Genomic DNA, 21,735 nt, shown 5'->3' with positions numbered 1-21,735 from the left:
TGCGAGGTCTGGGGAGTACCATGATTCAGGTCCATGACCTGCACCGACACTTCGGGGGATTCCGTGCCGTGGACGGCGCGAGCCTCACGATCGAGACCGGCTCGATCACCGGCCTGATTGGGCCGAACGGCGCAGGAAAATCAACACTTTTCAATGTGATCGCCGGTGTCCTGCCGCCCACTTCGGGCCGGGTGGTGATGGATGGCGAAGACATCTCCGGGCTCGCCCCGCATGAGCTGTTCCATAAGGGCCTTTTGCGCACGTTCCAGCTTGCGCATGAGTTCTCGTCGATGACGGTGCGGGAAAACCTGATGATGGTTCCGGGCGCCCAGGCCGGCGAAACACTGCTTAACACGTGGCTCCGTCGCGGGCGTATCCGCGAGGAAGAACGTGCGCTGCGCAAGAAGGCCGATGAGGTTCTTGAGTTCCTGACGATCTCGCATGTCGCGGACGAAAAAGCGGGCAATCTCTCGGGCGGCCAGAAAAAGCTTCTCGAGCTGGGCCGCACGATGATGGTCGATGCCAAGATCGTCTTCCTCGACGAGGTGGGCGCCGGCGTGAACCGCACGCTGCTGGGCACCATCGGAGATGCCATCGTGCGCCTGAACAAGGAACGCGGCTACACCTTCTGCGTCATCGAACACGACATGGATTTCATCGGCCGCCTTTGCGATCCGGTGATCGTCATGGCCCAAGGCAAGGTCCTGGCCCAGGGTTCGGCAGACAGCATCATGCAGAATGAGGCCGTGATCGAGGCCTATCTGGGCACCGGTCTCAAGAACAAGGTCGCCGCCGAACTGGCCGAGGAAGCGAGTTTCGGCGAAAGCCATGGCGCCCAGCCCGGAATGGGTTCGGAAGCGGGCCAGGGCGGCGATGGCAAGCCGGCGGGAGACATCGGATGAGCCAACCCTATCTTTCCGCAAGCGCGATGCGTGGCGGCTATGGCAAGGCCGACATCCTGAACGGCTGCACGCTGACCGTCGATCAGGGCCAGATCGCCGTGATCGTCGGGCCGAACGGGGCGGGAAAGTCGACCGCGATGAAGGCCGTCTTCGGCATGCTGGACCTGCGCGAAGGCGAAGTCCTTCTGGGCGGCCAGGACATTTCCCGGCTGACACCGCAAGAGCGCGTCCACAAGGGCATGGGCTTCGTCCCGCAAACCCACAACATCTTCCCGACCATGACGGTCGAGGAAAACCTCGAGATGGGTGCCTTCATCCGCGAGGATGATTACCGCGAGACCATGGAGCAGGTCTATCACCTGTTCCCCGCCGTCGCCGACAAGCGCAAGCAGAATGCGGGCGAGCTGTCGGGCGGACAGCGACAGCAGGTCGCCGTCGGCCGCGCCCTGATGACGAAACCGCGTCTTCTGATGCTGGACGAGCCCACCGCGGGTGTTTCGCCCATCGTCATGGACGAACTCTTCGACCGCATCATCGAGGTCGCCCGCACCGGCATTTCGATCCTGATGGTGGAACAGAACGCGCGCCAGGCGCTCGAGATCGCCGATATCGGCTATGTTCTCGTGCAGGGCGCAAACCGCTATACCGACACCGGTCGGGCATTGCTGGCCGATCCCGAGGTCCGCCGCACGTTCCTTGGGGGCTGACATGGACATCCTGAACGCCATTGTGGCCATCCTGAACTTCGTGGTGATCCCCGCGGCATCCTATGGGGCGCAACTCGCGCTGGGTGCGCTCGGGGTGACCCTGATCTACGGCATCCTGCGCTTTTCGAACTTCGCCCATGGCGATACGATGGCCTTCGGCACCGCATTGGTCATCCTCGTGACCTGGGGGCTGCAGGCCATGGGCATCAGCCTTGGTCCTCTGCCCACCGCGCTCCTCGCGCTGCCGATCGGCATCGCGCTCTGCTCGGTCTTCGTTCTGGGCACGGACCGGGTCGTTTACCGTTTCTATCGCCAGAAGCGATCCGAGCCGATCATCCTGGTGATGGCATCGGTCGGGGTCATGTTCCTGATGAACGGCCTCACCCGCCTCGTAATCGGGGTGGATGATATCCGCTTCGACGACGGCGCGCGTTTCCTGATAAGCGTACAGGACTTCAAGGCATGGTCCGGCCTCGCCGAAGGCTTGTCGCTGCGTGTCAGCCAGGTCATCACGCTTGTCGTGACATTCCTGAGCTGCTGGGCGCTGTTCCGTTTCCTCAGCCGTTCGCGGTCCGGCAAGGCGATGCGCGCCTATGCCGATAACGAGGATCTGGCGCTGCTCTCGGGGATCGACCCCGAGCGGATCGTCCGGCTGACATGGATCATCGCGACCGCGCTGGCAGTGACTGCGGGCACGCTTTACGGGCTCGACAAAAGCTTCAAGGCCTTCAACTATTTCCAGATCCTGCTGCCGATCTTTGCCGCAGCGATCGTGGGCGGGCTGGGCAATCCGCTGGGCGCGGTCGCGGGTGGCTTCATCGTCGCCTTTTCCGAGGTCGCGGTAACTTATCCCTGGAAGAAGATCGCGACCTATCTGGGCTTCCAGCCCGAAGGGCTGCTGCAGCTTCTCTCCACCGAATACAAGTTCGCGGTCAGCTTCGTCATCCTGATCGTCGTCCTGCTGTTCAGGCCAACCGGCCTGTTCCGCGGCAAAGCCTACTAAGAGGGGGCCGAAAAATGTCGAACACTCGTCAGGCCGATGCGTCCAGCCCGTTGCGCGCCCCGCTGATCTTTCTGCTGGTCATGGCCCTTTTCGTGCTGGAGGGGACGACGCGAAACGCGCTCTTCTCGGGCAGCTGGAACTCGGCGCTCACGATACTCAACATGGGCCTGATCTCGGCCATCATGACCTTGGGCGTGAACATGCAATGGGGCTATGCCGGGCTCTTCAATGCCGGTGTGGTCGGTTTTCTTGCACTCGGGGCACTCGGGCCCGTCCTTGTCGCCACCGCGCCGGTCGAAGGCGCCTGGGCAGCCGGCGGGCCACGCGTCCTTTTGGCACTGGCCGTGGGGCTTGGCACGCTGGCGCTGGCCAGCCAGGTCTGGAAACGTGTCAAGGCGCCGCTGAGCTTTCTCCTGATGCCGCTGGTGCTGCTTCTGGGTTTCGTGCTCTACCGCTACCTTTTTGATCCTGCCGTCATGGCGATCGAGGCGAATAATTCCGCCTCGGCCGGCAATATCGGCGGACTCGGCTGGCCAGTCCTGCTGTCCTGGCCTGTGGGCGCCCTCTTCGCGGCCGCGGCCGCATGGGGGGTCGGCAAGGTCGCACTGGGATTGCGATCGGATTACCTCGCGATCGCCACGCTCGGCATCGGCGAAATCATCGTGGCGGTTCTTCGCAACGAAGAATGGCTGGCCCGCGGCGTCAAGAACATGTCGGGCATTCCCCGGCCCGTGCCCTATGAGCTCGACCTGCAGAACGATCCGGGCTTTGTCGCGAAGGCGGCCGATTGGGGGATGGACGCGTCGACCGCCTCCGCGATCTGGGTGAAGCTGCTCTATGCCGGGCTATTCGGGATCGTCCTTCTGGCGCTGATCCTCCTTGCGGAACTTGCCCTGAAATCCCCCTGGGGCCGGATGATGCGCGCGATCCGCGACAACGAAACCGCGGCCTCTGCCATGGGCAAGAACGTCAAGGCGCGGCATCTGCAGATCTTCGTGCTGGGTTCGGCCGTGATCGGGCTTGCCGGCGCGATGATGGTCACGTTCGACGGCCTGCTGTCGCCGGGCGGTTTCAACCCGCTGCGATACACCTTCCTCATCTGGGTCATGGTGATCGTCGGTGGGTCGGGCAATAATTGGGGCTCGGTCCTGGGCGCGTTGCTGATCTGGTTCCTGTGGATCAAGGCCGAGGTCTGGGGGCCGCAGCTCATGAACCTGGTGACCGCCCCCCTGCCTGCCGGAAGCTTGCGCCAACACCTGCTGGAAAGCGCCCCGCACATGCGCTTCGTCGCGATGGGTCTGGTGCTACTGCTGGTCTTGCGCTTCGCGCCGCGCGGGCTCGTCCCGGAAAAGTAGGGGCCCGGATCGGGGGCATGGCCCCCCGCGCCGGTTGCGCCCCTCGATGGGGCGGAACCGGCGTCCTTCCGAAAGTGTCCGTCACCTACGAAAAAGGGGCCCTAGGGCCCCTTTTCTCACGCTGCCGTCAGCCGGACCGGTGTCTGGTCGCCTCGGACGAAGCGCCGCAAAACCTCGGGATAAAGCCGGTGCTCCTGCACCAGAACACGCGCGGCCAGCGTCTCGGCCGTGTCGTCGGGCAGGACGGGAACGCGTGCCTGCCCCAGGATCGGACCGGCATCCAGCTCCGGCGTGACCAGATGAACCGAGGCCCCCGCTTCGGCATCGCCCGCCTCGATGGCGCGCTGATGGGTATGAAGCCCCGGATATTTCGGCAGAAGCGAAGGGTGGATGTTCAGCATCCGCCCTTCGAAGCGCGAAACGAATTCCGGCGTCAGGATGCGCATGAAGCCCGCAAGGCAAAGGATCTCCGGCTCTGCCGCCAGCAGCGGCTCCAGCAGCGCGGCCTCGAAGGCGGCGCGATCCCCCTTGTAGGCGCGGTGATCTACCGCAAATGTCGGCACGCCCATCGCGGCCGCCTTGGCAAGCCCACCCGCATCAGGATCATTCGAGCCGACAACCACAGCACGGCCGGCATGCTCGCCGGTCATCGACTCGACCAGCTTGATCATGTTCGAGCCACCGCCCGAAATCAGGATCGCGACGCGTTTCACCGCAGCTTGCCGCTGTAGCGCACACCCTCTCCCGGCACGACCTGGCCAAGGCGATAGACGGTTTCACCCTCGGATTTCAGCAGGGATTCGATAGCCTCGGCATGCCCCGCCTCGACCGAAAGGATCATGCCAATGCCCGAGTTGAAGGTCTTGAGCATTTCGGCCTCGGCGATATTGCCGGCTTCGGCCAGCCAGTCGAAGACCGGCGGCAGGCTGAAGCTGTCCAGATCGATCTCGGCGCCCAGACCTTTGGGCAGAACGCGAGGCAGGTTCTCGGTGATGCCGCCGCCGGTGATATGGGCCGCGGCATGGACGCCGCCCGCGCGGATCGCGGCCAGAACCGGCTTCACGTAAAGCCGCGTCGGAACAAGCAGCGCCTGCCCCAGCGTGCCCGTGCCGAAGGGCGCATCCGAATTCCAGTCAAGCCCTGCGTGCTCTGCGACCTTGCGCACCAGCGAGAAACCGTTGGAATGGACGCCATCCGAGGCGAGCCCCAACAGGACATCGCCATCCGCGACACCTGCCGGCAGGGCGGCCCCCCGTTCCATTGCGCCCACCGCGAAACCGGCGAGGTCGAAATCACCCTTGGCATACATGCCGGGCATCTCGGCCGTTTCGCCCCCGATCAGCGCCGCGCCCGAACGGCGGCAGCCCTCGGCGATGCCATTGATAACGCGGGTGGCCTCATCGACCGACAGCTTGCCGGTGGCGAAATAGTCAAGGAAGAACAGCGGCTCTGCGCCTTGGCAGACCAGGTCGTTCACGCACATGGCGACAAGGTCGATGCCCAGCCCGTCCAACTCGCCCGTGTCGATCCCGATGCGCAGCTTGGTGCCCACGCCATCAGTCGCAGCGACCAGGACCGGGTCCTGGTAACCGGCTGCGCGCGGATCGAAGAGCGCGCCGAAGCCGCCCAACCCATCCATCACGCCAGACCGCTTGGTTGCGGCGGCTGCGGGTTTGATGCGCTCGACAAGCGCATTGCCTGCATCGATATCCACTCCGGCTTCGGCATAGGACAGGCCAGATTTGCGCTCGGTCATGTGCGGGGTCCCCTTTGCTTTGCGCCCCGATAGCGCAGCCGGGCCGTACAGGCAATGATCCGCTGCGCTGCAAGGGCGAATTGCACCTTTTCGCAGTCTGCCTAATCGTCGAAATGCGGCCAGGGCAGGTCGGGTTCGACCTTCGGTGTGCCAGATTCCGATGGATGCGCAGCCTTGGCGGCGGCAATCAGCGCTGCGCGATCGGCAAAGCGCTCTCCTGCGGCGAAGCGGCGCGATATCCAGCGCGTCAGGCGCGGGGCAGAGATGCTCGTGCCGCTCAGTGCCTGCATGCTGGCACCACGGGTGCCCGGTGCAAGCATGCCCGGCAAGGCCGGTCCACGATCCGAGGGCGCAAGCACATCGCCGCCCGTCCCGTCCTGCAAGAGGCTCGCATAGCCCGGCAAGCGATGCCGCTGCAGATAGACCGCGCCGCAGCGAAGCTGCTCGCTTCCCCAGGCATAGGCGTTGCAGGTGCCGTTGCGTCGGATCAGCGTCTTCGCGGGCGTGGGGTCCGGCCCCTTCCACTGGCCGTTCTTCTTCCTGGGCGAATAGCCCTTCTCGACCAGATAGGACTGCCTTCCCGCGCGTGGGAAACCGATCAGCCGATCGTCCCGCTGCACGACCATGTCGCAGGGACCGGGCGTGACGCCACGGAGCCTCAGCCGCCAAGTGCCGGCCGGGGCAAGCGCGACGCCCGACTTTTCGGCCACGGTCGGTGGAGCGATGATGGAGAGGCATTGGCGCAGCTTCGACCCGCGAGGCACTGCCTGCAGGACAAGGCGGGCCAGTTCACCGCCGTCGGGGTCGCAGATGCGCGCGATCTGGGTACCCTTGTGTTTCGGCGGGACGAAATCCGACGCGACCATTCGCCCGTCCGGCAGGGTCACCTCGAGGCTGATCGCCGGACTTCCGGCCTTGAGGGCAGCCGACCAGATCTGCACCTCGCTGGGCGTGCGATCGTCGGGCGGAAGTCGCCAGCCGATCGATTGCCCGGGCTCGAGCACGCCCAGAAGCGTCTGCGCCCGCGTGTTCCCCGCAGCCAGAACAAAGCGCACCGGTCCGAGATCGGGCACGGGCCCGCGAGACAGCATGTCCTGGAGACGTTCGAGACGGGAATGGCCGTCCCTTGGCCCAGCGGTGATCCCCAGCGAGATATTGATCACGACAGGCGGGCGCACCTTCTTTCCATTCGCGCTCATTTCCCTGGCGAGCAACCTCGCACGGCTGATGATGAAGGCAATCGCGGTTTCAAGAAGCAGCGGCATGGCCGCACCCGACGTGTCCGCCAGCGCCCGATCGGGCAGGCCCACGGCAATGACCGGGTGCTGGAGTCCGTTCGGGTCTGCAGGCCGATAACCCGCAGCCGTGCCGATCACAGCTGCACCATGCGTCTTTGCCCGCATCAGCCATCGATTCCTGCCGGCCGGGTTCAGCAGGCCCAGTTCGCGGTAAAGAGAATCCTCGTCCAGCACATGCGCGGTGCCCGCCCCCCGCAGCCTGTCGAGCTCTGCGCCGCGGAACTCCTGCCCGAAGGGAATGTCGTCGCGGCGCCTCGTCACGGGGGTTTCCTGCAACCAGATGCTGGCGACGCGACTGAATCCGCCCGTGGTCGTCAGCAACCGATGCGCGAACGGGATGGCATGGTCGATCACAGCGGTGATCGCACATCGTTCGGGGTCTGGCGGCAGGGTCTGAGGCGACAACAGGTGATCCGAAAGAGCGTGCCGCGAAGGGAACTCTTCCTCAGACGAGACAAGCTCGGGCAGGAGCTTGCAGACCTCGTCATGAAAATTCGCGCCCAGCGCGAGATCGTCCACCCCGTTCATGGCCCGTAAGCCGAGCGGAAAAGCCTGCCCAGCGCCTCGGCAATGTCCCCGGTCCGAGAGGAACGACGGCTTTCCCCTGCCCCTCCGCCGCAACCGCAGGGCGGGCTCAGCATGAAATCGGTCATCGGCAAGACCTCAGAGGGCAGCCGATCCGGTTCACCCGACTCAAGCTCGAATCGCGGCATGCGATCAGTCTTGCGATCTAGATCCATCGATTACGCCACTCCTTACCGGCCTCGGCCCAGCATTCCCGAAGCATGTTCGATACCGGTGCGGTGACCGGATCGCCGATCGTCAGGCAGGGGTCCTGCTTTCCTTTCTTCTTGTTCATCACCTCGCAGAGCCGCGCCAGATAGAAATCCCTGCTCCCGTTCGGGGCGGTTTCCCCCCAGCGGTTGGCATGCAGGGTCAGGGCGGGACAGGGCTCGCCCGTCACTCCGGCCCGACTTGCCACCCAGCGCGCAAGTGTGATCCCCAAAACCGCTCCGGCGACACTGTCGATCGGGAAGTGGACGCCTGCCACCGTCCGGTTGATCGCGATTCGCGCTGCCATGCGGAAAAGCTGACTATCCGGATGGATCTCCACCGGCTTGTCGGGGTCCTTTCGCGTCAGGATCGCCAGAAGCATGGCCAAGGCGAATGCCTGCGTCGCATGTCCGCTGGGGTAGCTTCCGTGCAGAGGCGTCGGGATCATGGGCTGGACCTGGTCGCTGAACATTTCCGCCCGAGGCATCGCGAAGTTCAGTTTCACGCATTGCACGACCGAGGTGGCAAGATCGGCCACCATGGTCATCAGCATCTCGGTGACCGGCGCCCGCCGGGGCTTCAGCGGCAGGATCGAAAGGAAAAACGAATCGAGCTCAACTGTCTGGACTGTAATCTCGGCCAGTCGCTCCGGTCTCAGATCCGCATAACCAAGGACCAGCTTGAGCTCTTCTGCGAAGTTGTCATCTGAAGGCAGGTCGATGGTCAGAAGCGGAGTGTTCCGTTTTTCCAGCTTGGCCTCGACCTTCGTCTTCTTTGCCTGCTTGTCGGTCGGTGGCGGAGTGACCGTCAGCGTCTCGAGCATGTCGAAAAGCAGGATCGCCTGAGCGAATTGCGGCTCGATCCGCCGCAACCGTTTCAGGGGTTCAAGCGTGACCGCCTCCGGCTTCGATGGCGGGGGCGGGTCGGCTTCGGCGATTCCCTCCCTCGCGATGATGAGCGCTGTGGACAGGGTTTCTTCGGCAATCACCGAGCTACCGACACCATGCGCGTTGTGAGCGTTATGCGCATTGTGCGCGTTATGTGCATTATGTGCGTTGGTTAAGGCCACAGCGTATCCAACTCCTGTTGAGCAAGTTGTCGAATCTCTTCAGATCATTAGAATATTAAGCCTTATGTCCGGGAATAATGCGAATCGCGATGACGACCGTACTGAGTCTGATGGGATCGATCCGCGTCCGTGGGCCCGACGGGGATGATCTGACGCCCCGTAGCCAGAAGGCACGTGGAGCTTTGGCCTTGCTGGGCACCGCACCCGATCTGAGGTTGAACCGGGCTCGTTTGCAGGACCTGTTGTGGAGCGACCGCAGCAAGCAGCAGGGGTCGGACAGCCTGCGTCAGATGCTGCGCGAATTGCGCACGAGCCTGGGCGAAATGCGCGACATCGTCCTGACAGGCGTCGGATGGGTCGGGCTTGATCCCGAACAGGTGCGCATCGACCTGACCCCCGTCTACGATGCAGGCGGAACACCGATCGAATTCGCCGCCGATATCGACATTCCCGACCCCGAGTTCGAAAGCTGGCTCAGAGACATGCGTCTTCGCCTGACGCCAGACAATTACGGCCCGACAGCACTCGAGCTTTCCCCTCCGCCCGAGCCTGTGCCGGCTCGTCCTGCCCCGCAATCCATCCGGCAGGCGCTTTTCGGAGATGCCCCGACGCTGCCCAGCGCTTCGGCGCAGCCCCATTACATCGTCGCGCTTGACCCCGTGGAGACGAACGAACCGCGTGCCCATGTCATCGGCGAGATGGTCATCAACGAGGCAGCATCCCGTGCCTGCGAGATGATCCCGGCCATGCTTGCGGACGAGATCGAGATCGCAGGACCGGCGACTGGCACCAGAATTGGCGCGATGTGCTACAGCACCGGCGAAGATTGTTCGCTGATGGTCGTCATGCGCGACATCGCGTCGGGCGCGCGCGGCTGGACACGGCGGTTCACCATCCGTGCCACCGATGAAACCGCCACGATGCGCCATGCGATCGCACAGATCACCGTGGCGCTTCTGGATCGGGCGCGCCGCACTTCCTCGCCGAACTGGACCACGTTTCCGATCTGGGATGTCTTCAGTTACTCGCGCGATCGCCTTGAAGCGGCGGATGAGGTCCTTGCTTCTCTGCCCCCCGGGCAGGAGAATGCCGTGAGCCTTGCCCTCCGCTCCTACCTGCGCAACACATTGATCATCGAGCGGCTGACAGAAGATCCGGTGGCTTGCTCGGACGAAGCAGAGTCCTTTGCCCGACAGGCGCGCGAGCTTGCCCCCAACAATCCCGTGGTTCTGGCAGTCGCCTCGCTTTCCGCTTCCTGGCGACGTGATGCGATCGGGGCACTGGAAATTGCGAATGCCGCATGCAGGGCCGATCCCGATAACGAAATGGCCTGCCATGCGCTGTCGCAGGCCCTTACCGATGTCGGGCGCGACCTCGAGGCGCTGGAGGCGGCGGACCGGGGCGCGCGCGGCGCATTGGCCGAGCTGGGACCGGCCTGCTGGCTGATGCGGCGTTCGGTGGTGCAGATCCGCCTTGGACGTTTCGGCGATGCCGAGAACAGCGCTGCAGCCGCCTACGCCTTTGCTGCGGACAACCGGCCTTCCCTGCGCTTTCTTGCCGCCCTGCGCTATCGTCGCGGTGACGAGGTGGGCGCCGCTGATGCGCTGCGCCGGCTGCGCCTGATCGAGCCCGATTTCAGTCTCGAACTGATGGCCGCGCCGGAATATCCCGTATCGACGCTCAGGATGGCGAATCTCATGGGGATCACCCGCTCGGGGCTTTGATCGCGTCATGGCACCACCTGCACATCGAAGCTGAGCGCTGGTTCGCCTTCGTCCCGAGCGACGAGCAGCCTCGCCTGGCCGGGTTCAGCCGCGCTGAAGCGAAGCACCAGGACCTCTCCATTCCCGCCTTGCGGTTCTGGGCCCCGCAGCACGGGCCGGCCGGACACTTCATCCTGCCTTATGGTAACCTGCCGCGCCGGTTGGGTGAGCCTCAGCTCCAGCCGCTCACCACGATGCAGAAGAACCTCGGCGGGCGCCCTTTCGTCCAGCACCCTGATCGGAGCATTCGTTCGCGACGGAAATTGCAGCGTCGGTGCACCGATCGCCAGGGCGCGCTGCATGGCATCAAGCCAGACACCCTGCATCTGCGAGCCGCTCAGATCCGTGTCCTTGAGCTGCGTGCCCGTCAGGTCGGCATGATCGAGAATGGCATCATGCATGTCGGCCCCGTCCAGAACCGCGAGCCCCAGATTCGCCCCCGACAGGTTGGCCCGGCAGAACTTCGCCCCCTTGGCCTTGGCCGACCAGAGGCTTGCCCCCGACAACTCCGCATCGCTCAGATCCGCGCCTGTCAGATCCGCATAGCTCAGATCCGCATCAACCAGCGTCAGACCCGACAGATCAAGCCCTGCCAGATCGGCTCGCGCCAGATGAACCTGCCCTGTGGCGACGATCCGACGCAGGATCTCCTCACGGCTATGCTCCGTCATGCTCACTCCTTCCGGCAGCATGTCAATGTGCCCGAGGGCGTCTGCCAACACCCCCGGGCTACTGGATCAGTCCCCCAGGTCAGACTCGATCCAGTAACACTTGCGAAACCCGCGTGCGCAGGTCACTTCGACCGCTTCCCTGGCGATCAGTCTGGCCGTGTTCGAGCGGATTCCGTATCCGATCTCGGTCAGTCCCGGCATCGCCCGCAGGCTGAGCGGTGCCGCGCCGCGTGCCGCCAGATCACGCAACAACCGCGCGGCACTCTGCGCCAGAAGCTGCGGCACCTCGCTGTCCCCGATCACCCCGGCCGCGATGGCGGGACGAATGCCCGCAACCTGCCGCAGGGTGGATTCAATCCGCAGCAGGCTGCCATCGGCCCTGAAGACGACCCGCAAATATCCGGCATCGGCCGAGATGACGGGCATGTTCTCGATCGTCTGCCTGAACTGCACGATGATTTCGTCGATCGTCTCGGGCAGCTTGCCCGACCCCGAAAGGCTGCGTCCCGCCGACATGGAGAGCAAGATCCGATCGAAGCAATGATCGCTTTGACGTGGCAACACGAAACCGTGGTGGCGCAACGCTGCGCGGGCCTGGCTGATCAGCGGCCTGCGTTGCAGGTTGGGCGACTTGCCCGCTCCCCGGCTCTGCCGGCCGAATTCCAGAAGGATCGAACCCGTCTCCGAACGGCTGAAGCGCATATCCCCGAAGCTGATGGACATGCCGCGGGGCACGGGCTCCAGAAGATGTATTCCGGCCCCCATACGCTTCAACACTTCTGCCGCGAGCGCGTGATCGTTATCAGCATGGACCAGCCTGATTCTCGGGAACATGGCGGGAAGTTGGGAAAGCGGCTCGCGCCTTTGTTGCGAAAGCGGCAGGTTCCAGCGCCAGGCCCACCAGTCACACTTGGCACGGCCGGACATGAAGCGGTTCTCACCGTAAAGATTTGCCAGTGCCTCATCCTGCGTTTCCCCCATCGCGCAGACGGTCGGGATTTGCTCTTGCGAGACATCGGCAGCCGCGTCGAGCCAGCTTTGGGAAAAGCTCTTGCCCATCCGCCAATGCCTCCAGAACAGGTCGCCCTGATCTGAACTGTCCCATTCCACTGAATCAAAGCCGAACATCATTCGAAGGCCGCGATTTGCCTTCGCCCAGCTGCGGAGTGGCGTGTGCCCGTCTGCGACGCGCAGGGATTGACTGGCCGACCAGAAGAGATAGCGCAGCCGATCCGCCCCGAAGCTCATCAGCTCCGAGCTTTGGCAAGCATCGCTCCCGTTCGACAGGGCTCCCATCGGCAGCCTGAAACTGCCCGACGGTTCCATCGCACCGTGGCCAGCATGATAGAAGACGCGGACGGCATCAATATCCTGATCGGCCTGAATGTCGTTTTCGTCGCGGGAATAAAGCCAGGATTTCACGGCGCCGTCTCGTCGCCAGAAGTCTGGCGTGGCATAACGATCGACCTGGTCCAGAAAACCGCCCGCATCCCGATGGGCGGCGTGAAGGGCGCCTGCGGCACGATAGGTTTCAGCCGAGCAGGCGCCGTAAATAGGTTCGGTCAGCCCCACGCCCGGCTCTGCGGGATCTGATCTTTCCGACAATGATCCGAGGGTCGGGAAAAGGATGGCAGACGGCGACTTGACCGTGGCCATACCCAGGCTTTGGTGCGTCATGAATTCCCCCCTGTCCTGTTCGCGTTCGTTGCGCAAATCTCGATGACAGGGAAAGGCTAGGACGGCCCCGTGAACGCACCGTGAATCAGCGGCCAGGCGGGGCGAACCAGCTAGAGAAAAAACGACAATGAACTGATTTCATGAAGAAATCCAGCAGCATGGCCGGTCATTCGACAGTGTGACAGCGATTCGTGTTCACTGCCTGGACGTCATGCCAAGAGAAAGCTCCCCCCCTGCCGCAACCACGGCGCGCGAAATCTTCTCGATGCGGTCATCTTTCATCCGGTGAAGCGGCCCAGAGACCGAAATTCCCGCCGCCGCCTCCCCCGTCGCGTCGAAGATCGGCGCGGCGATGCAGCGCATGCCGGGCGTCCTTTCCTCGTTGTCGAGCGAATAGCCACGTTCCCGTATCCGTGCCAAATCTTTCTGAAGCGCAGCGACATCGCAAAGCGTCGTGTCGGTAAAGCGTTCCAGTGTCATGTCCCGAATGAGCAATCGCAGCTCATCGGGGCGCAGATGCGCAAGCAATGCCTTCCCAATTCCCGAGGCATGCAGTGGCGAGCGCGTCCCGGGCGGAAAAAACGCGCGGATCGTCTCATGTGTTTCCGCCTGGCTGAGGAAAAGAACCGCGTCCCCGTTCAGAATGCCCAGATTGGCCGTTTCTCCGGTCACTTCCATCAGCTGTCGCAGCACAGGACGCGCACGCTCGACAAGGCCCGAACGGCGCATGAAGGCCGATCCAAGCCGGAACGCTGTCGGACCGACATGCCAGGCTTGGCTTTGACCGTCGGTTTCCGTCATGCCCCGCGCGGCAAGGGTCACCAGCACGCGGTGGACAGTCGAAGGGGCCTGCTCGAGCCTTTGCGCGATCTCGCTGAGCGTCAGGCCGTTCGCGCCAGCGATGATGTCAAGCACATCCAGCGCCCTGTCGAGCGCGCGCACGCCGCCGGAATCTTCCGATGCTGTAGATCGTCCCTTCGGGCGGCCTCTCTTGCGGATTTCAGACGACATTCAAGATTTTCTTTCGACAGCTTCATCATTTGGTGAAAAATTGGATTGCCAAAATGGAAAACAGCAAACCACTGATATTTCTTCCTAATATCTTATTTTTCCGCGATTGCGAAATGTTTTTCAGAAAAATTGTTCCAATGGACAGCGAGGACTAGGCTGGGTCACAAGTGCAGGAGGAAGCACCATGACCAGTCAAAATCCGATCTTCATTCCCGGCCCGACCAATATTCCCGAGGAACTGCGCAAGGCCGTGGACATGCCGACCATCGACCACCGCTCGCCTGTTTTCGGCAGGATGTTGCATCCCGCGCTGGAAGGCGTGAAGAAGGTGCTCAAGTCGACCGAGGCACAGGTCTTCCTGTTCCCGTCGACCGGGACCGGCGGGTGGGAAACGGCGATCACCAACACGCTTTCGCCCGGCGACAAGGTGCTGGCCGCGCGCAATGGCATGTTCAGCCACCGCTGGATCGACATGTGCCAGCGCCACCGCCTGGACGTCACCTATGTCGAGACGCCCTGGGGCGAAGGCATCCCCGCCGAGCGTTTCGAAGAGATCCTGCGCGCCGACAGGGGCCATGAGATCCGCGCCGTCCTTGCAACCCATAACGAGACGGCGACCGGCGTCAGATCCGATATCGCTGCGGTGCGCCGCGCGCTGGATGCGGCCGGCCACCCGGCGCTGCTGTTCGTCGACGGCGTCAGTTCGATCGGCTCGATGGATTTCCGCATGGACGAATGGGGCGTCGATATCGCCGTCACCGGCAGCCAAAAGGGCTTCATGCTGCCCCCCGGCCTCGCCATCACCGGCTTCTCGCCGAGGGCCATGGCGGCGGTGGAAGCGGCCAAACTGCCGCGCACCTTCTTCGACATTCGGGACATGGCCACCGGCTATGCCCGTAACGGCTACCCCTATACGCCGCCGGTCGGGCTGATTAACGGGCTGAACGCGGCTTGCGAGCGTATTCTGACCGAAGGGCTGGAGAATGTCTTTAACCGTCATCACCGCATCGCGGGCGGCATTCGCGCTGCCGTCGACGCTTGGGGGCTGAAGCTTTGTGCGGCGCGGCCGGAACTTTACTCGGACACGGTCAGTGCGATCCGCGTGCCGGAAGGTTTTGACGCCAACCGTATCGTCAGCCACGCGCTTGAAACCTACGACATGGCCTTCGGCACCGGTCTGGGCGAAGTCGCGGGCAAGGTTTTCCGCATCGGTCATCTGGGCAGCCTGACCGACGCCATGGCGCTGTCGGGCATCTCGGTCGCGGAGATGGTCATGGCCGATCTGGGCCTGCCGATCCGCCTCGGCTCGGGCGTGGCCGCCGCGCAGGAACATTACCGCCAGTCCACAGTGACGGCCCTTCGGAAGGCGGCCTGAGATGCGGGACGAGATGTATATCCCGACGCTCGCGGACATGGCCGAGGCGCGCAAGCGCATTGCGCCGCATGTCCATGTGACGCCGGTCCTGACCTCGCGCTTCATCAATGAACTGACCGGGGCGGAGCTGTTCTTCAAATGCGAGAACCTGCAGAAGGCCGGGGCCTTCAAGGCGCGGGGGGCCTCGAACGCGGTCTTCGGGCTCTCGGACGAGCAGGCGGCGAAGGGCGTCGCCACCCATTCCAGCGGCAATCACGGCACCTGCCTGAGCTATGCCGCAGGACGCCGCGGCATCCCCTGCACCGTGGTCATGCCGCGCAGCGCGCCGCAGGCCAAGAAGGACGCCGTGCGCGGCTATGGCGGGCGGGTCGTCGAATGCGAGCCCTCGACCAGCTCGCGCGAGGCGGTCTTTGCCGAGGTCGTGGCCGAGACCGGGGCGGAATTCGTCCATCCCTATAATGACTGGCGGGTGATCGCCGGCCAGGCCACCTGCTCGGCGGAACTGGTCGAGCAGGTCCAGAACCTTGACGCCGTGGTCGCCCCGATCGGCGGCGGCGGCATGGTCTCGGGGACCTGCCTGACGCTCTCGAACCTCGCGCCGAAGACCCGGATCTTCGCCGCCGAGCCGCTGAACGCGGACGATGCCGCGCGCAGCTTCCGCGCCGGGCACATCATCGCCGATGATGCCCCCGAGACGGTGGCCGACGGGCTCAAGGTGCCGCTCAAAGAGCTGACCTGGCATTTCGTCCAGAACCACGTCACCGACATCCTGACCGCGACCGAGGACGAGATCGTCGAGGCGATGAAGCTGATCTGGAAACGCATGAAGATCGTGATGGAGCCCTCGAGCGCCGTGCCGCTGGCCACGATCATCAAGAACCGCGACCTCTTCGCCGGCCAGCGCGTCGGCATCATCATCACCGGCGGCAATGTCGATCTCGACCGCCTGCCCTGGAACTGAGGACCTGTCATGAACGCACAGAACAAGATCGCGACGGATTTCGCCGGTTTCGAAGTCGGCTATGACATTCCCGCCCTGCCCGGAATGGACGAAAAGGACATCCAGACGCCCTGCCTGGTGCTCGATCTGGACGCGCTGGAACGCAATATCAAGAAGATGGGCGATTACGCGAAAGCCCATGGCATGCGCCACCGCAGCCATGGCAAGATGCACAAGTCGGTGGACGTGCAGAAGCTGCAGCAAGAGCTGGGCGGCGCGGCGGGCGTCTGCTGCCAGAAAGTCTCCGAGGCCGAGGTCTTCGCCCGCGGCGGCATCAAGGACATCCTGGTCTCGAACCAGGTGCGCGACCCGGCCAAGATCGACCGCCTCGCCCGGCTGCCGAAATACGGCGCGCGGATCATTACCTGCGTCGATGACCTGGCGAATGTGGCGGATCTCTCGGCGGCGGCGCAGCGCCACGGCACCCAGATCGAATGCTTCGTCGAGATCGACTGCGGCGCGGGTCGCTGCGGCGTCACCACTGCCGCCGCCGTCGTCGAGATCGCCCGGGCGGTCGATGCCGCGCCGGGGCTGAAATTCACCGGCATCCAGGCCTACCAGGGCGCGATGCAGCACATCGAAAGCTTCACCGAACGCAAGGCCAAGCTCGACGCCGCCATTGCCCAGGTGCGCGAGGCCGTGGCCGCGCTCGAGGAAGCGGGCCTCTCGCCTGAACTCGTCTCGGGCGGCGGCACCGGCAGCTATTACTTCGAGAGCGGCTCGGGCGTCTATAACGAGCTGCAATGCGGCTCCTACGCCTTCATGGATGCCGATTACGGCCGCATCAAGGACGCCGAAGGCCAGCGCATCGACAAGGGCGAATGGGAAAACGCGCTCTTCATCCTGACCTCGGTGATGTCGCACGCCAAGCCTGACAAGGCGATCTGCGACGCGGGCCTCAAGGCGCAATCGGTCGATAGCGGGCTGCCCTTCATCTACGGCCGCGACGACGTGGAATATGTCAAATGCTCGGACGAGCATGGCGTGATCGCCGACCCGCAGGGCGTCCTTAAGGTCAATGAGAAGCTGCGCCTCGTGCCCGGCCATTGCGACCCGACCTGCAACGTCCATGACTGGTATGTCGGCGTCAGGAACGGCAAGGTCGAGGTGGTCTGGCCGGTCTCGGCGCGCGGAAAGGGCTACTGATGCTGGTCGTTCCCGAAAAGGAGATCGCCGGGCTGATGACCCCCGAGGCGGCCTATGACGCGGTCGAGGCGGTCTTCGCCGCGATGGCCTCGGACCGGGCCCGGAACTTCCCCGTGGTGCGCGAGGCCATCGGCCATGAGGACGCGCTTTACGGCTTCAAGGGCGGTTTCGACGCGCAGGGCCTGACCCTGGGCCTGAAGGCCGGGGGTTACTGGCCGCAGAACCAGAAGCACGGGCTGATCAACCACCAGTCGACGGTCTTCCTGTTCGACGCCGATACCGGGCGGGTCGCGGCGGCGGTGGGCGGCAACCTTCTGACCGCGCTGCGCACGGCGGCGGCCTCGGCGGTCTCGATCCGGCATCTCGCGCCGAAGGGGGCGAAGGTGCTGGGGATGATCGGCGCGGGCCACCAGTCGGCCTTCCAGATGCGCGCGGCGGTCCGCGCCCATGCCTTCGAGAAGGTGATCGGCTGGAACCCGCATCCCGAGATGCTGACCCGCCTTGCCGACACCGCCGCCGAACTGGGCCTGCCCTTCGAGGCGGTGGACCTGCCGCGCCTCGGGGCCGAGGCGGATGTCATCATCTCGATCACCTCGGCCTTCGCGCCCCTGCTGATGGACGAGCACGTGAAGGGCCCGACCCATATCGCGGCGATGGGCACCGACACCAGGGGCAAGCAGGAACTCGACCCCGCGCTGGTCGCCCGCGCGACACTCTTCACCGACGAGATCGCGCAATCCGTCAGCATCGGCGAATACCAGCACGCCATCGCGAGCGGCCTGATCGCAGAGGAGGCGATCACGCAAATCGGCGAGGTGGTGAACGGCACCCATCCCGGACGGGAAGGTGCCGAGCTGACCATCTTCGACGGCACCGGCGTCGGCCTGCAGGACCTCGCCGTCGCAAACGCCGTCGTCAGACTGGCCCAGCAAAAGGGCATCGCCCAAAAGGTCGAAATCTGACCCAGGGCAAAGACAGCAAGACATAGGGAGGAGAACCATGTCACTGCCAGAAACCGGCCGGGTCACAGACCCGGTCGAAGAAATCCTGCCGGCACCCCGGCTGTTCACGCTGGGCTTCCAGCATGTGCTTGTGATGTATGCGGGGGCCATTGCCGTGCCCCTGATCGTGGGCCGCGCCCTGCAGCTTTCGCCGCAGGACGTGGCCTTCCTGATTTCGGCGGACCTGTTTGTCTGCGGGATCGTCTCGATCATCCAGTCGCTGGGCGCGACGCAATGGTTCGGGATCAAGCTGCCCGTGATGATGGGCGTGACCTTCGCCGCCGTCGGGCCGATGGTCTCGATCGCAAGCTCGGCCCCGGGCACCGAAGGCGCAAGGATGCTTTTCGGAGCGATCATCGCGGCCGGGGTGATTTCGATCTTCCTTGCCCCCTTCGTCAGCCGTCTGCTGCGGTTTTTCCCCAGCGTGGTGACGGGGACGGTCATTCTGGCTATCGGCGTCAGCCTGATGCCCATCGGGATCAACTGGATCTTCGGCCTGCCGGTCGGGCCTACCGCACCCAAGCTGGTCGATCCGGCACAGCAGGAATGGCTGAACGCGGCCATTGCCGCAGGCTCGGCCCCCGAAGGCGTCAAGCTGCTGCCTACGGTTCCGAACCCGGCCTATGCATCGGCACAAAACATCATCATCGGACTGGTCGTGCTGGGCGCGATCCTGGCGCTGTCGCGTTTCGGCAAGGGCTTCATTGCGAATATCGCAGTGCTTCTGGGCATTATCGGCGGCGGCGCATTGGCTGCGGGCATGGGGATGATGCATTTCGGCGCCGTGTCCGAGGCCGCCTGGTTCGCACCCATCCGCCCGTTCCATTTCGGTATGCCGATCTTTGATCCCGTGATGATCGCCACGATGCTTCTGGTGATGTTCGTGACCATGGTGGAATCGACAGGCATGTTCCTGGCCCTGGGCGAAATCTGCGGCCGCAAGGTCACGCCGAAAACGCTTTCTGCCGGGCTGCGGGTCGACGGCCTGGGAACCGCGCTTGGCGGACTTTTCAACACATTCCCCTATACGTCCTTCAGCCAGAACGTCGGTCTGGTTGGCGTGACCGGCATCCGGTCGCGCTTTGTCTGCGTCGCCGGCGGCGCGATCATGATCGTGCTGGGCCTGATCCCGAAAATGGGCGCGCTGGTTGAAAGCCTGCCGACGACGGTGCTGGGCGGTGCGGGCCTTGTCATGTTCGGCATGGTCGCCGCGACCGGCATACGCATTCTCGCGAATGTCGATTTCGCGGGCAACCGGCACAACCTCTTCGTGGTCGCGATCTCGCTCGGCATGGCGATGATTCCGATGGTCGCGCCGGACTTCAACCAGTGGATGCCGCATGCTTTGCACCCGCTGATCCATTCCGGCATCCTGCTCGCGACGCTTTCGGCGGTGGCATTGAACTGGTATTTCAACGGCGCACCCGCCGCGTCCGAGGATGATATCCGCGCCGCCGGCCACGCAGCAGAAGCACATTGAGAGGACAAGCAATGACCCGAACCCTGATCCGCAAGGCCGAGGTGGTCGTCACCATGGACGGAGCCCGGCGCGAGATCGCGGGCGGAGACGTTCTGATCGATGGCGGGGTGATCCTCGCCATCGGCACGAACCTTCCCTCGGAAGGTGCCGAGGTGGTCGAGGCCAAGGGCTGCGTCGTCACCCCCGGCCTCATCAACACCCATCACCACCTGTTCCAGACCCTGACCCGCGCCGTGCCCGCCGCGCAGGACGCGGCGCTCTTCGGCTGGCTGCGCACACTTTATCCGATCTGGGCGCGCATGACGCCCGGGGACATCCGGCTATCCGCCAAGGTCGGCCTGGCCGAACTGGCGCTGTCGGGCTGCACCTGCTCGTCCGACCACCTCTATCTTTTCCCGAACGGCGCGCGGCTCGACGACAGCATCGAGGCGGCATCCGAGATCGGCATCCGTTTCCACGCCACGCGCGGCGCCATGTCGATCGGCGAAAGCAAGGGCGGCCTGCCCCCCGACGCGCTGGTCGAAGACGAGGCCGCGATCCTCAAGGACAGCGAGCGCCTGGTCGCGGCCTTCCACGACCCCGCTCCGGGCGCGATGGTGCAGGTGGGGCTTGCGCCCTGCTCGCCATTCTCGGTCAGCCGCGAGTTGATGCGGGATGCCGCCATCCTCGCCCGCGAAAAAGGCGTGCGCCTGCACACACACCTTGCTGAGAATGACGAAGACATCGCCTATTCTCTGGAAAATTTCGGAATGTTGCCGGGCGATTACGCCGAAAGCCTCGGCTGGACCGGGGACGATGTCTGGCACGCCCATTGCGTGAAGCTCTCGGACAAGGAAATCGACCTATTTGCCCGCACCGGCACCGGCGTCGCGCATTGCCCCTGCTCGAATGCGCGCCTCGCCTCGGGGATCGCGCCGATCCGGGCGATGCGCGATGCGGGCGTGCCGGTGGGGCTCGGGGTCGACGGCTCGGCCTCGAATGATTGCAGCCATCTCGGGCTTGAGGCCCGCCAGGCCATGCTGATGGCGCGGCTGAAGAACGGCCCCGCCGCCATGGGCGCGCGCGAGGCGCTGGAAATCGCGACCATCGGCGGCGCCCGCGTCCTTGGCCGCAGCGATCTTGGCAGCCTTGCGCCCGGAATGCGCGCCGATCTGGTGATGTGGGACATCACCGAGCTTGCGGCCGCGGGCGAATGGGACCCGGTCGCGGCGCTTGTCTTCTGCGCGCCGATGCGCGCCAAATCCGTTTATGTCGAAGGCCGCGCGGTCGTGCGCGACCACCACCTGCTGACCGCAGACACCCGCAAATTGAATGATGAGGCCCGCATGGCCACCATCCGCCTCGCCAATTGAAAGGACCCATGATGGCCGGCTTTCTGACCACCCATGTACTCGATACCGCCAAGGGCGCGCCAGCGCAGGGCATGAAGATCGAGCTTTACCGTCTCGATCCCGAGCGTCGCCTGATCAAGGAAACCGTGACCAACCATGACGGCCGGACAGACAGCCAGATCCTGCCCGAGGCCGAGTTCGAGACCGGGGAATACGAACTTCTGTTCCATGTCGGAGCATGGCTCGACGCACAGGGGCATGAGGCGGCGAAGCCCCGCTTCCTCGACGTGATCCCGCTGCGCTTCGGCATGTCCGAACAGGACCATTACCACGTGCCCCTGCTGATCTCGCCCTATGGCTATTCGACCTATCGCGGCAGCTGAGCGACCCGCACGAAAACGAAAGAGGGGGCAAAT

General features: G+C 64.3%; 20 protein-coding genes. 12 read left to right on the top strand and 8 right to left on the bottom strand.

Features of this window, described 5'->3' with window-relative positions:
* Positions 1-20 precede the first annotated feature (20 nt).
* The 4 genes from RGQ15_RS10785 to RGQ15_RS10770 are packed head-to-tail and all read left to right on the top strand — an operon-like array spanning position 21 to position 3,967.
* Positions 21-902, top strand: coding sequence for an ABC transporter ATP-binding protein (locus tag RGQ15_RS10785; RefSeq protein ID WP_311160223.1), 882 nt, complete (start codon positions 21-23; stop codon positions 900-902).
* A complete protein-coding gene (locus RGQ15_RS10780) occupies positions 899-1,609 on the top strand; it encodes an ABC transporter ATP-binding protein (protein WP_311160222.1) in 711 nt (236 codons plus the stop codon). Before RGQ15_RS10785 ends, RGQ15_RS10780 begins: the two co-directional genes overlap by 4 nt.
* Before the next feature lies 1 nt (position 1,610).
* A complete protein-coding gene (locus RGQ15_RS10775; RefSeq protein WP_311160221.1) occupies positions 1,611-2,612 on the top strand; it encodes a branched-chain amino acid ABC transporter permease in 1,002 nt (333 codons plus the stop codon).
* A 14-nt stretch (positions 2,613-2,626) separates the two neighbouring features.
* Entirely contained in the window at positions 2,627-3,967 is a 1,341-nt protein-coding gene (locus tag RGQ15_RS10770; protein ID WP_311160220.1) for a branched-chain amino acid ABC transporter permease, read from the top strand.
* A 116-nt stretch (positions 3,968-4,083) separates the two neighbouring features.
* Here RGQ15_RS10770 and purN read toward each other — a convergent pair whose 3' ends face one another.
* From purN to RGQ15_RS10745, 5 genes are all read right to left on the bottom strand, one after another.
* The gene (gene purN / locus RGQ15_RS10765; RefSeq protein ID WP_311160219.1) at positions 4,084-4,680 is read right to left on the bottom strand and encodes a phosphoribosylglycinamide formyltransferase; all 597 of its coding nucleotides are present in this window, start codon (positions 4,678-4,680) and stop codon (positions 4,084-4,086) included.
* Positions 4,677-5,723 (bottom strand): phosphoribosylformylglycinamidine cyclo-ligase, encoded by a 1,047-nt coding sequence (gene purM, locus RGQ15_RS10760; RefSeq protein ID WP_311160217.1) that lies wholly within the window; start codon positions 5,721-5,723, stop codon positions 4,677-4,679. Before purM ends, purN begins: the two co-directional genes overlap by 4 nt.
* A 101-nt stretch (positions 5,724-5,824) precedes the next feature.
* Positions 5,825-7,549 carry a S8/S53 family peptidase gene (locus tag RGQ15_RS10755; protein ID WP_311160216.1) on the bottom strand — a complete coding sequence of 575 codons (1,725 nt, stop codon included), beginning with the start codon at positions 7,547-7,549 and terminating at the stop codon, positions 5,825-5,827.
* Positions 7,546-7,734 carry a hypothetical protein gene (locus RGQ15_RS10750; RefSeq protein WP_311160215.1) on the bottom strand — a complete coding sequence of 63 codons (189 nt, stop codon included), beginning with the start codon at positions 7,732-7,734 and terminating at the stop codon, positions 7,546-7,548. The genes RGQ15_RS10755 and RGQ15_RS10750 overlap by 4 nt, the downstream gene beginning before the upstream one ends.
* Before the next feature lie 17 nt (positions 7,735-7,751).
* Positions 7,752-8,864, bottom strand: coding sequence for a phosphatase PAP2 family protein (locus tag RGQ15_RS10745; RefSeq protein WP_311160214.1), 1,113 nt, complete (start codon positions 8,862-8,864; stop codon positions 7,752-7,754).
* Between the two features lie 89 nt (positions 8,865-8,953).
* Between RGQ15_RS10745 and RGQ15_RS10740 the strand changes: the two genes are divergently transcribed.
* The gene (locus tag RGQ15_RS10740; protein ID WP_311160213.1) at positions 8,954-10,588 is read left to right on the top strand and encodes an SARP family transcriptional regulator; all 1,635 of its coding nucleotides are present in this window, start codon (positions 8,954-8,956) and stop codon (positions 10,586-10,588) included.
* Between the two features lie 5 nt (positions 10,589-10,593).
* Here RGQ15_RS10740 and RGQ15_RS10735 read toward each other — a convergent pair whose 3' ends face one another.
* The 3 genes from RGQ15_RS10735 to bhcR form a co-directional block, all read right to left on the bottom strand.
* Positions 10,594-11,298: a pentapeptide repeat-containing protein gene (locus RGQ15_RS10735; protein ID WP_311160212.1), complete on the bottom strand. Its 705-nt coding sequence runs from the start codon at positions 11,296-11,298 to the stop codon at positions 10,594-10,596.
* 66 nt (positions 11,299-11,364) lie between these two features.
* Positions 11,365-12,975, bottom strand: coding sequence for a DUF6345 domain-containing protein (locus tag RGQ15_RS10730; RefSeq protein ID WP_311160211.1), 1,611 nt, complete (start codon positions 12,973-12,975; stop codon positions 11,365-11,367).
* 195 nt (positions 12,976-13,170) lie between these two features.
* A complete protein-coding gene (gene bhcR / locus RGQ15_RS10725; RefSeq protein WP_311160210.1) occupies positions 13,171-13,986 on the bottom strand; it encodes an HTH-type transcriptional regulator BhcR in 816 nt (271 codons plus the stop codon).
* A gap of 184 nt (positions 13,987-14,170) precedes the next feature.
* Here bhcR and bhcA point away from each other — a divergent pair, with 184 nt between their 5' ends.
* Genes bhcA through uraH form a run of 7 tightly spaced genes read left to right on the top strand, consistent with a single transcriptional unit; the run spans position 14,171 to position 21,702 of the window.
* Positions 14,171-15,361 carry an L-aspartate--glyoxylate aminotransferase BhcA gene (bhcA, locus tag RGQ15_RS10720; RefSeq protein WP_311160209.1) on the top strand — a complete coding sequence of 397 codons (1,191 nt, stop codon included), beginning with the start codon at positions 14,171-14,173 and terminating at the stop codon, positions 15,359-15,361.
* 1 nt (position 15,362) lies between these two features.
* Positions 15,363-16,322, top strand: coding sequence for a beta-hydroxyaspartate dehydratase BhcB (bhcB, locus tag RGQ15_RS10715; protein ID WP_311160208.1), 960 nt, complete (start codon positions 15,363-15,365; stop codon positions 16,320-16,322).
* 9 nt (positions 16,323-16,331) lie between these two features.
* The gene (gene bhcC, locus RGQ15_RS10710) at positions 16,332-17,507 is read left to right on the top strand and encodes a 3-hydroxy-D-aspartate aldolase BhcC (RefSeq protein ID WP_311160207.1); all 1,176 of its coding nucleotides are present in this window, start codon (positions 16,332-16,334) and stop codon (positions 17,505-17,507) included.
* A complete protein-coding gene (gene bhcD / locus RGQ15_RS10705; protein ID WP_311160206.1) occupies positions 17,507-18,469 on the top strand; it encodes an iminosuccinate reductase BhcD in 963 nt (320 codons plus the stop codon). The genes bhcC and bhcD overlap by 1 nt, the downstream gene beginning before the upstream one ends.
* Positions 18,470-18,506: 37 nt before the next feature.
* The gene (locus RGQ15_RS10700) at positions 18,507-19,988 is read left to right on the top strand and encodes a nucleobase:cation symporter-2 family protein (RefSeq protein ID WP_311160205.1); all 1,482 of its coding nucleotides are present in this window, start codon (positions 18,507-18,509) and stop codon (positions 19,986-19,988) included.
* Between the two features lie 11 nt (positions 19,989-19,999).
* Positions 20,000-21,340, top strand: coding sequence for an 8-oxoguanine deaminase (locus RGQ15_RS10695; protein ID WP_311160204.1), 1,341 nt, complete (start codon positions 20,000-20,002; stop codon positions 21,338-21,340).
* 11 nt (positions 21,341-21,351) lie between these two features.
* Entirely contained in the window at positions 21,352-21,702 is a 351-nt protein-coding gene (uraH, locus tag RGQ15_RS10690) for a hydroxyisourate hydrolase (RefSeq protein ID WP_311160203.1), read from the top strand.
* Positions 21,703-21,735: the final 33 nt, after the last annotated feature.

The organism is Paracoccus sp. MBLB3053, from assembly GCF_031822435.1.
GTDB classification, from domain to species: Bacteria; Pseudomonadota; Alphaproteobacteria; order Rhodobacterales; family Rhodobacteraceae; genus Paracoccus; species Paracoccus aurantius.
This window is presented reverse-complemented; position numbering and strand designations above follow the sequence as displayed.

What these genes read in the sequence shown, in the direction of transcription:
- RGQ15_RS10700 (WP_311160205.1), top strand. Translation starts at nt 18,507, where the DNA reads ATGTCACTGCCAGAAACCGGCCGGGTCACAGACCCGGTCGAAGAAATC.
- bhcR (WP_311160210.1), bottom strand. Translation starts at nt 13,986, where the DNA reads ATGTCGTCTGAAATCCGCAAGAGAGGCCGCCCGAAGGGACGATCTACA.
- uraH (WP_311160203.1), top strand. Translation starts at nt 21,352, where the DNA reads ATGGCCGGCTTTCTGACCACCCATGTACTCGATACCGCCAAGGGCGCG.
- bhcB (WP_311160208.1), top strand. Translation starts at nt 15,363, where the DNA reads ATGCGGGACGAGATGTATATCCCGACGCTCGCGGACATGGCCGAGGCG.
- bhcC (WP_311160207.1), top strand. Translation starts at nt 16,332, where the DNA reads ATGAACGCACAGAACAAGATCGCGACGGATTTCGCCGGTTTCGAAGTC.
- bhcD (WP_311160206.1), top strand. Translation starts at nt 17,507, where the DNA reads ATGCTGGTCGTTCCCGAAAAGGAGATCGCCGGGCTGATGACCCCCGAG.
- RGQ15_RS10750 (WP_311160215.1), bottom strand. Translation starts at nt 7,734, where the DNA reads ATGCCGCGATTCGAGCTTGAGTCGGGTGAACCGGATCGGCTGCCCTCT.
- RGQ15_RS10755 (WP_311160216.1), bottom strand. Translation starts at nt 7,549, where the DNA reads ATGAACGGGGTGGACGATCTCGCGCTGGGCGCGAATTTTCATGACGAG.
- bhcA (WP_311160209.1), top strand. Translation starts at nt 14,171, where the DNA reads ATGACCAGTCAAAATCCGATCTTCATTCCCGGCCCGACCAATATTCCC.
- RGQ15_RS10695 (WP_311160204.1), top strand. Translation starts at nt 20,000, where the DNA reads ATGACCCGAACCCTGATCCGCAAGGCCGAGGTGGTCGTCACCATGGAC.
- RGQ15_RS10770 (WP_311160220.1), top strand. Translation starts at nt 2,627, where the DNA reads ATGTCGAACACTCGTCAGGCCGATGCGTCCAGCCCGTTGCGCGCCCCG.
- RGQ15_RS10740 (WP_311160213.1), top strand. Translation starts at nt 8,954, where the DNA reads ATGACGACCGTACTGAGTCTGATGGGATCGATCCGCGTCCGTGGGCCC.
- RGQ15_RS10775 (WP_311160221.1), top strand. Translation starts at nt 1,611, where the DNA reads ATGGACATCCTGAACGCCATTGTGGCCATCCTGAACTTCGTGGTGATC.
- RGQ15_RS10785 (WP_311160223.1), top strand. Translation starts at nt 21, where the DNA reads ATGATTCAGGTCCATGACCTGCACCGACACTTCGGGGGATTCCGTGCC.
- RGQ15_RS10735 (WP_311160212.1), bottom strand. Translation starts at nt 11,298, where the DNA reads ATGACGGAGCATAGCCGTGAGGAGATCCTGCGTCGGATCGTCGCCACA.
- RGQ15_RS10780 (WP_311160222.1), top strand. Translation starts at nt 899, where the DNA reads ATGAGCCAACCCTATCTTTCCGCAAGCGCGATGCGTGGCGGCTATGGC.
- RGQ15_RS10730 (WP_311160211.1), bottom strand. Translation starts at nt 12,975, where the DNA reads ATGACGCACCAAAGCCTGGGTATGGCCACGGTCAAGTCGCCGTCTGCC.
- purM (WP_311160217.1), bottom strand. Translation starts at nt 5,723, where the DNA reads ATGACCGAGCGCAAATCTGGCCTGTCCTATGCCGAAGCCGGAGTGGAT.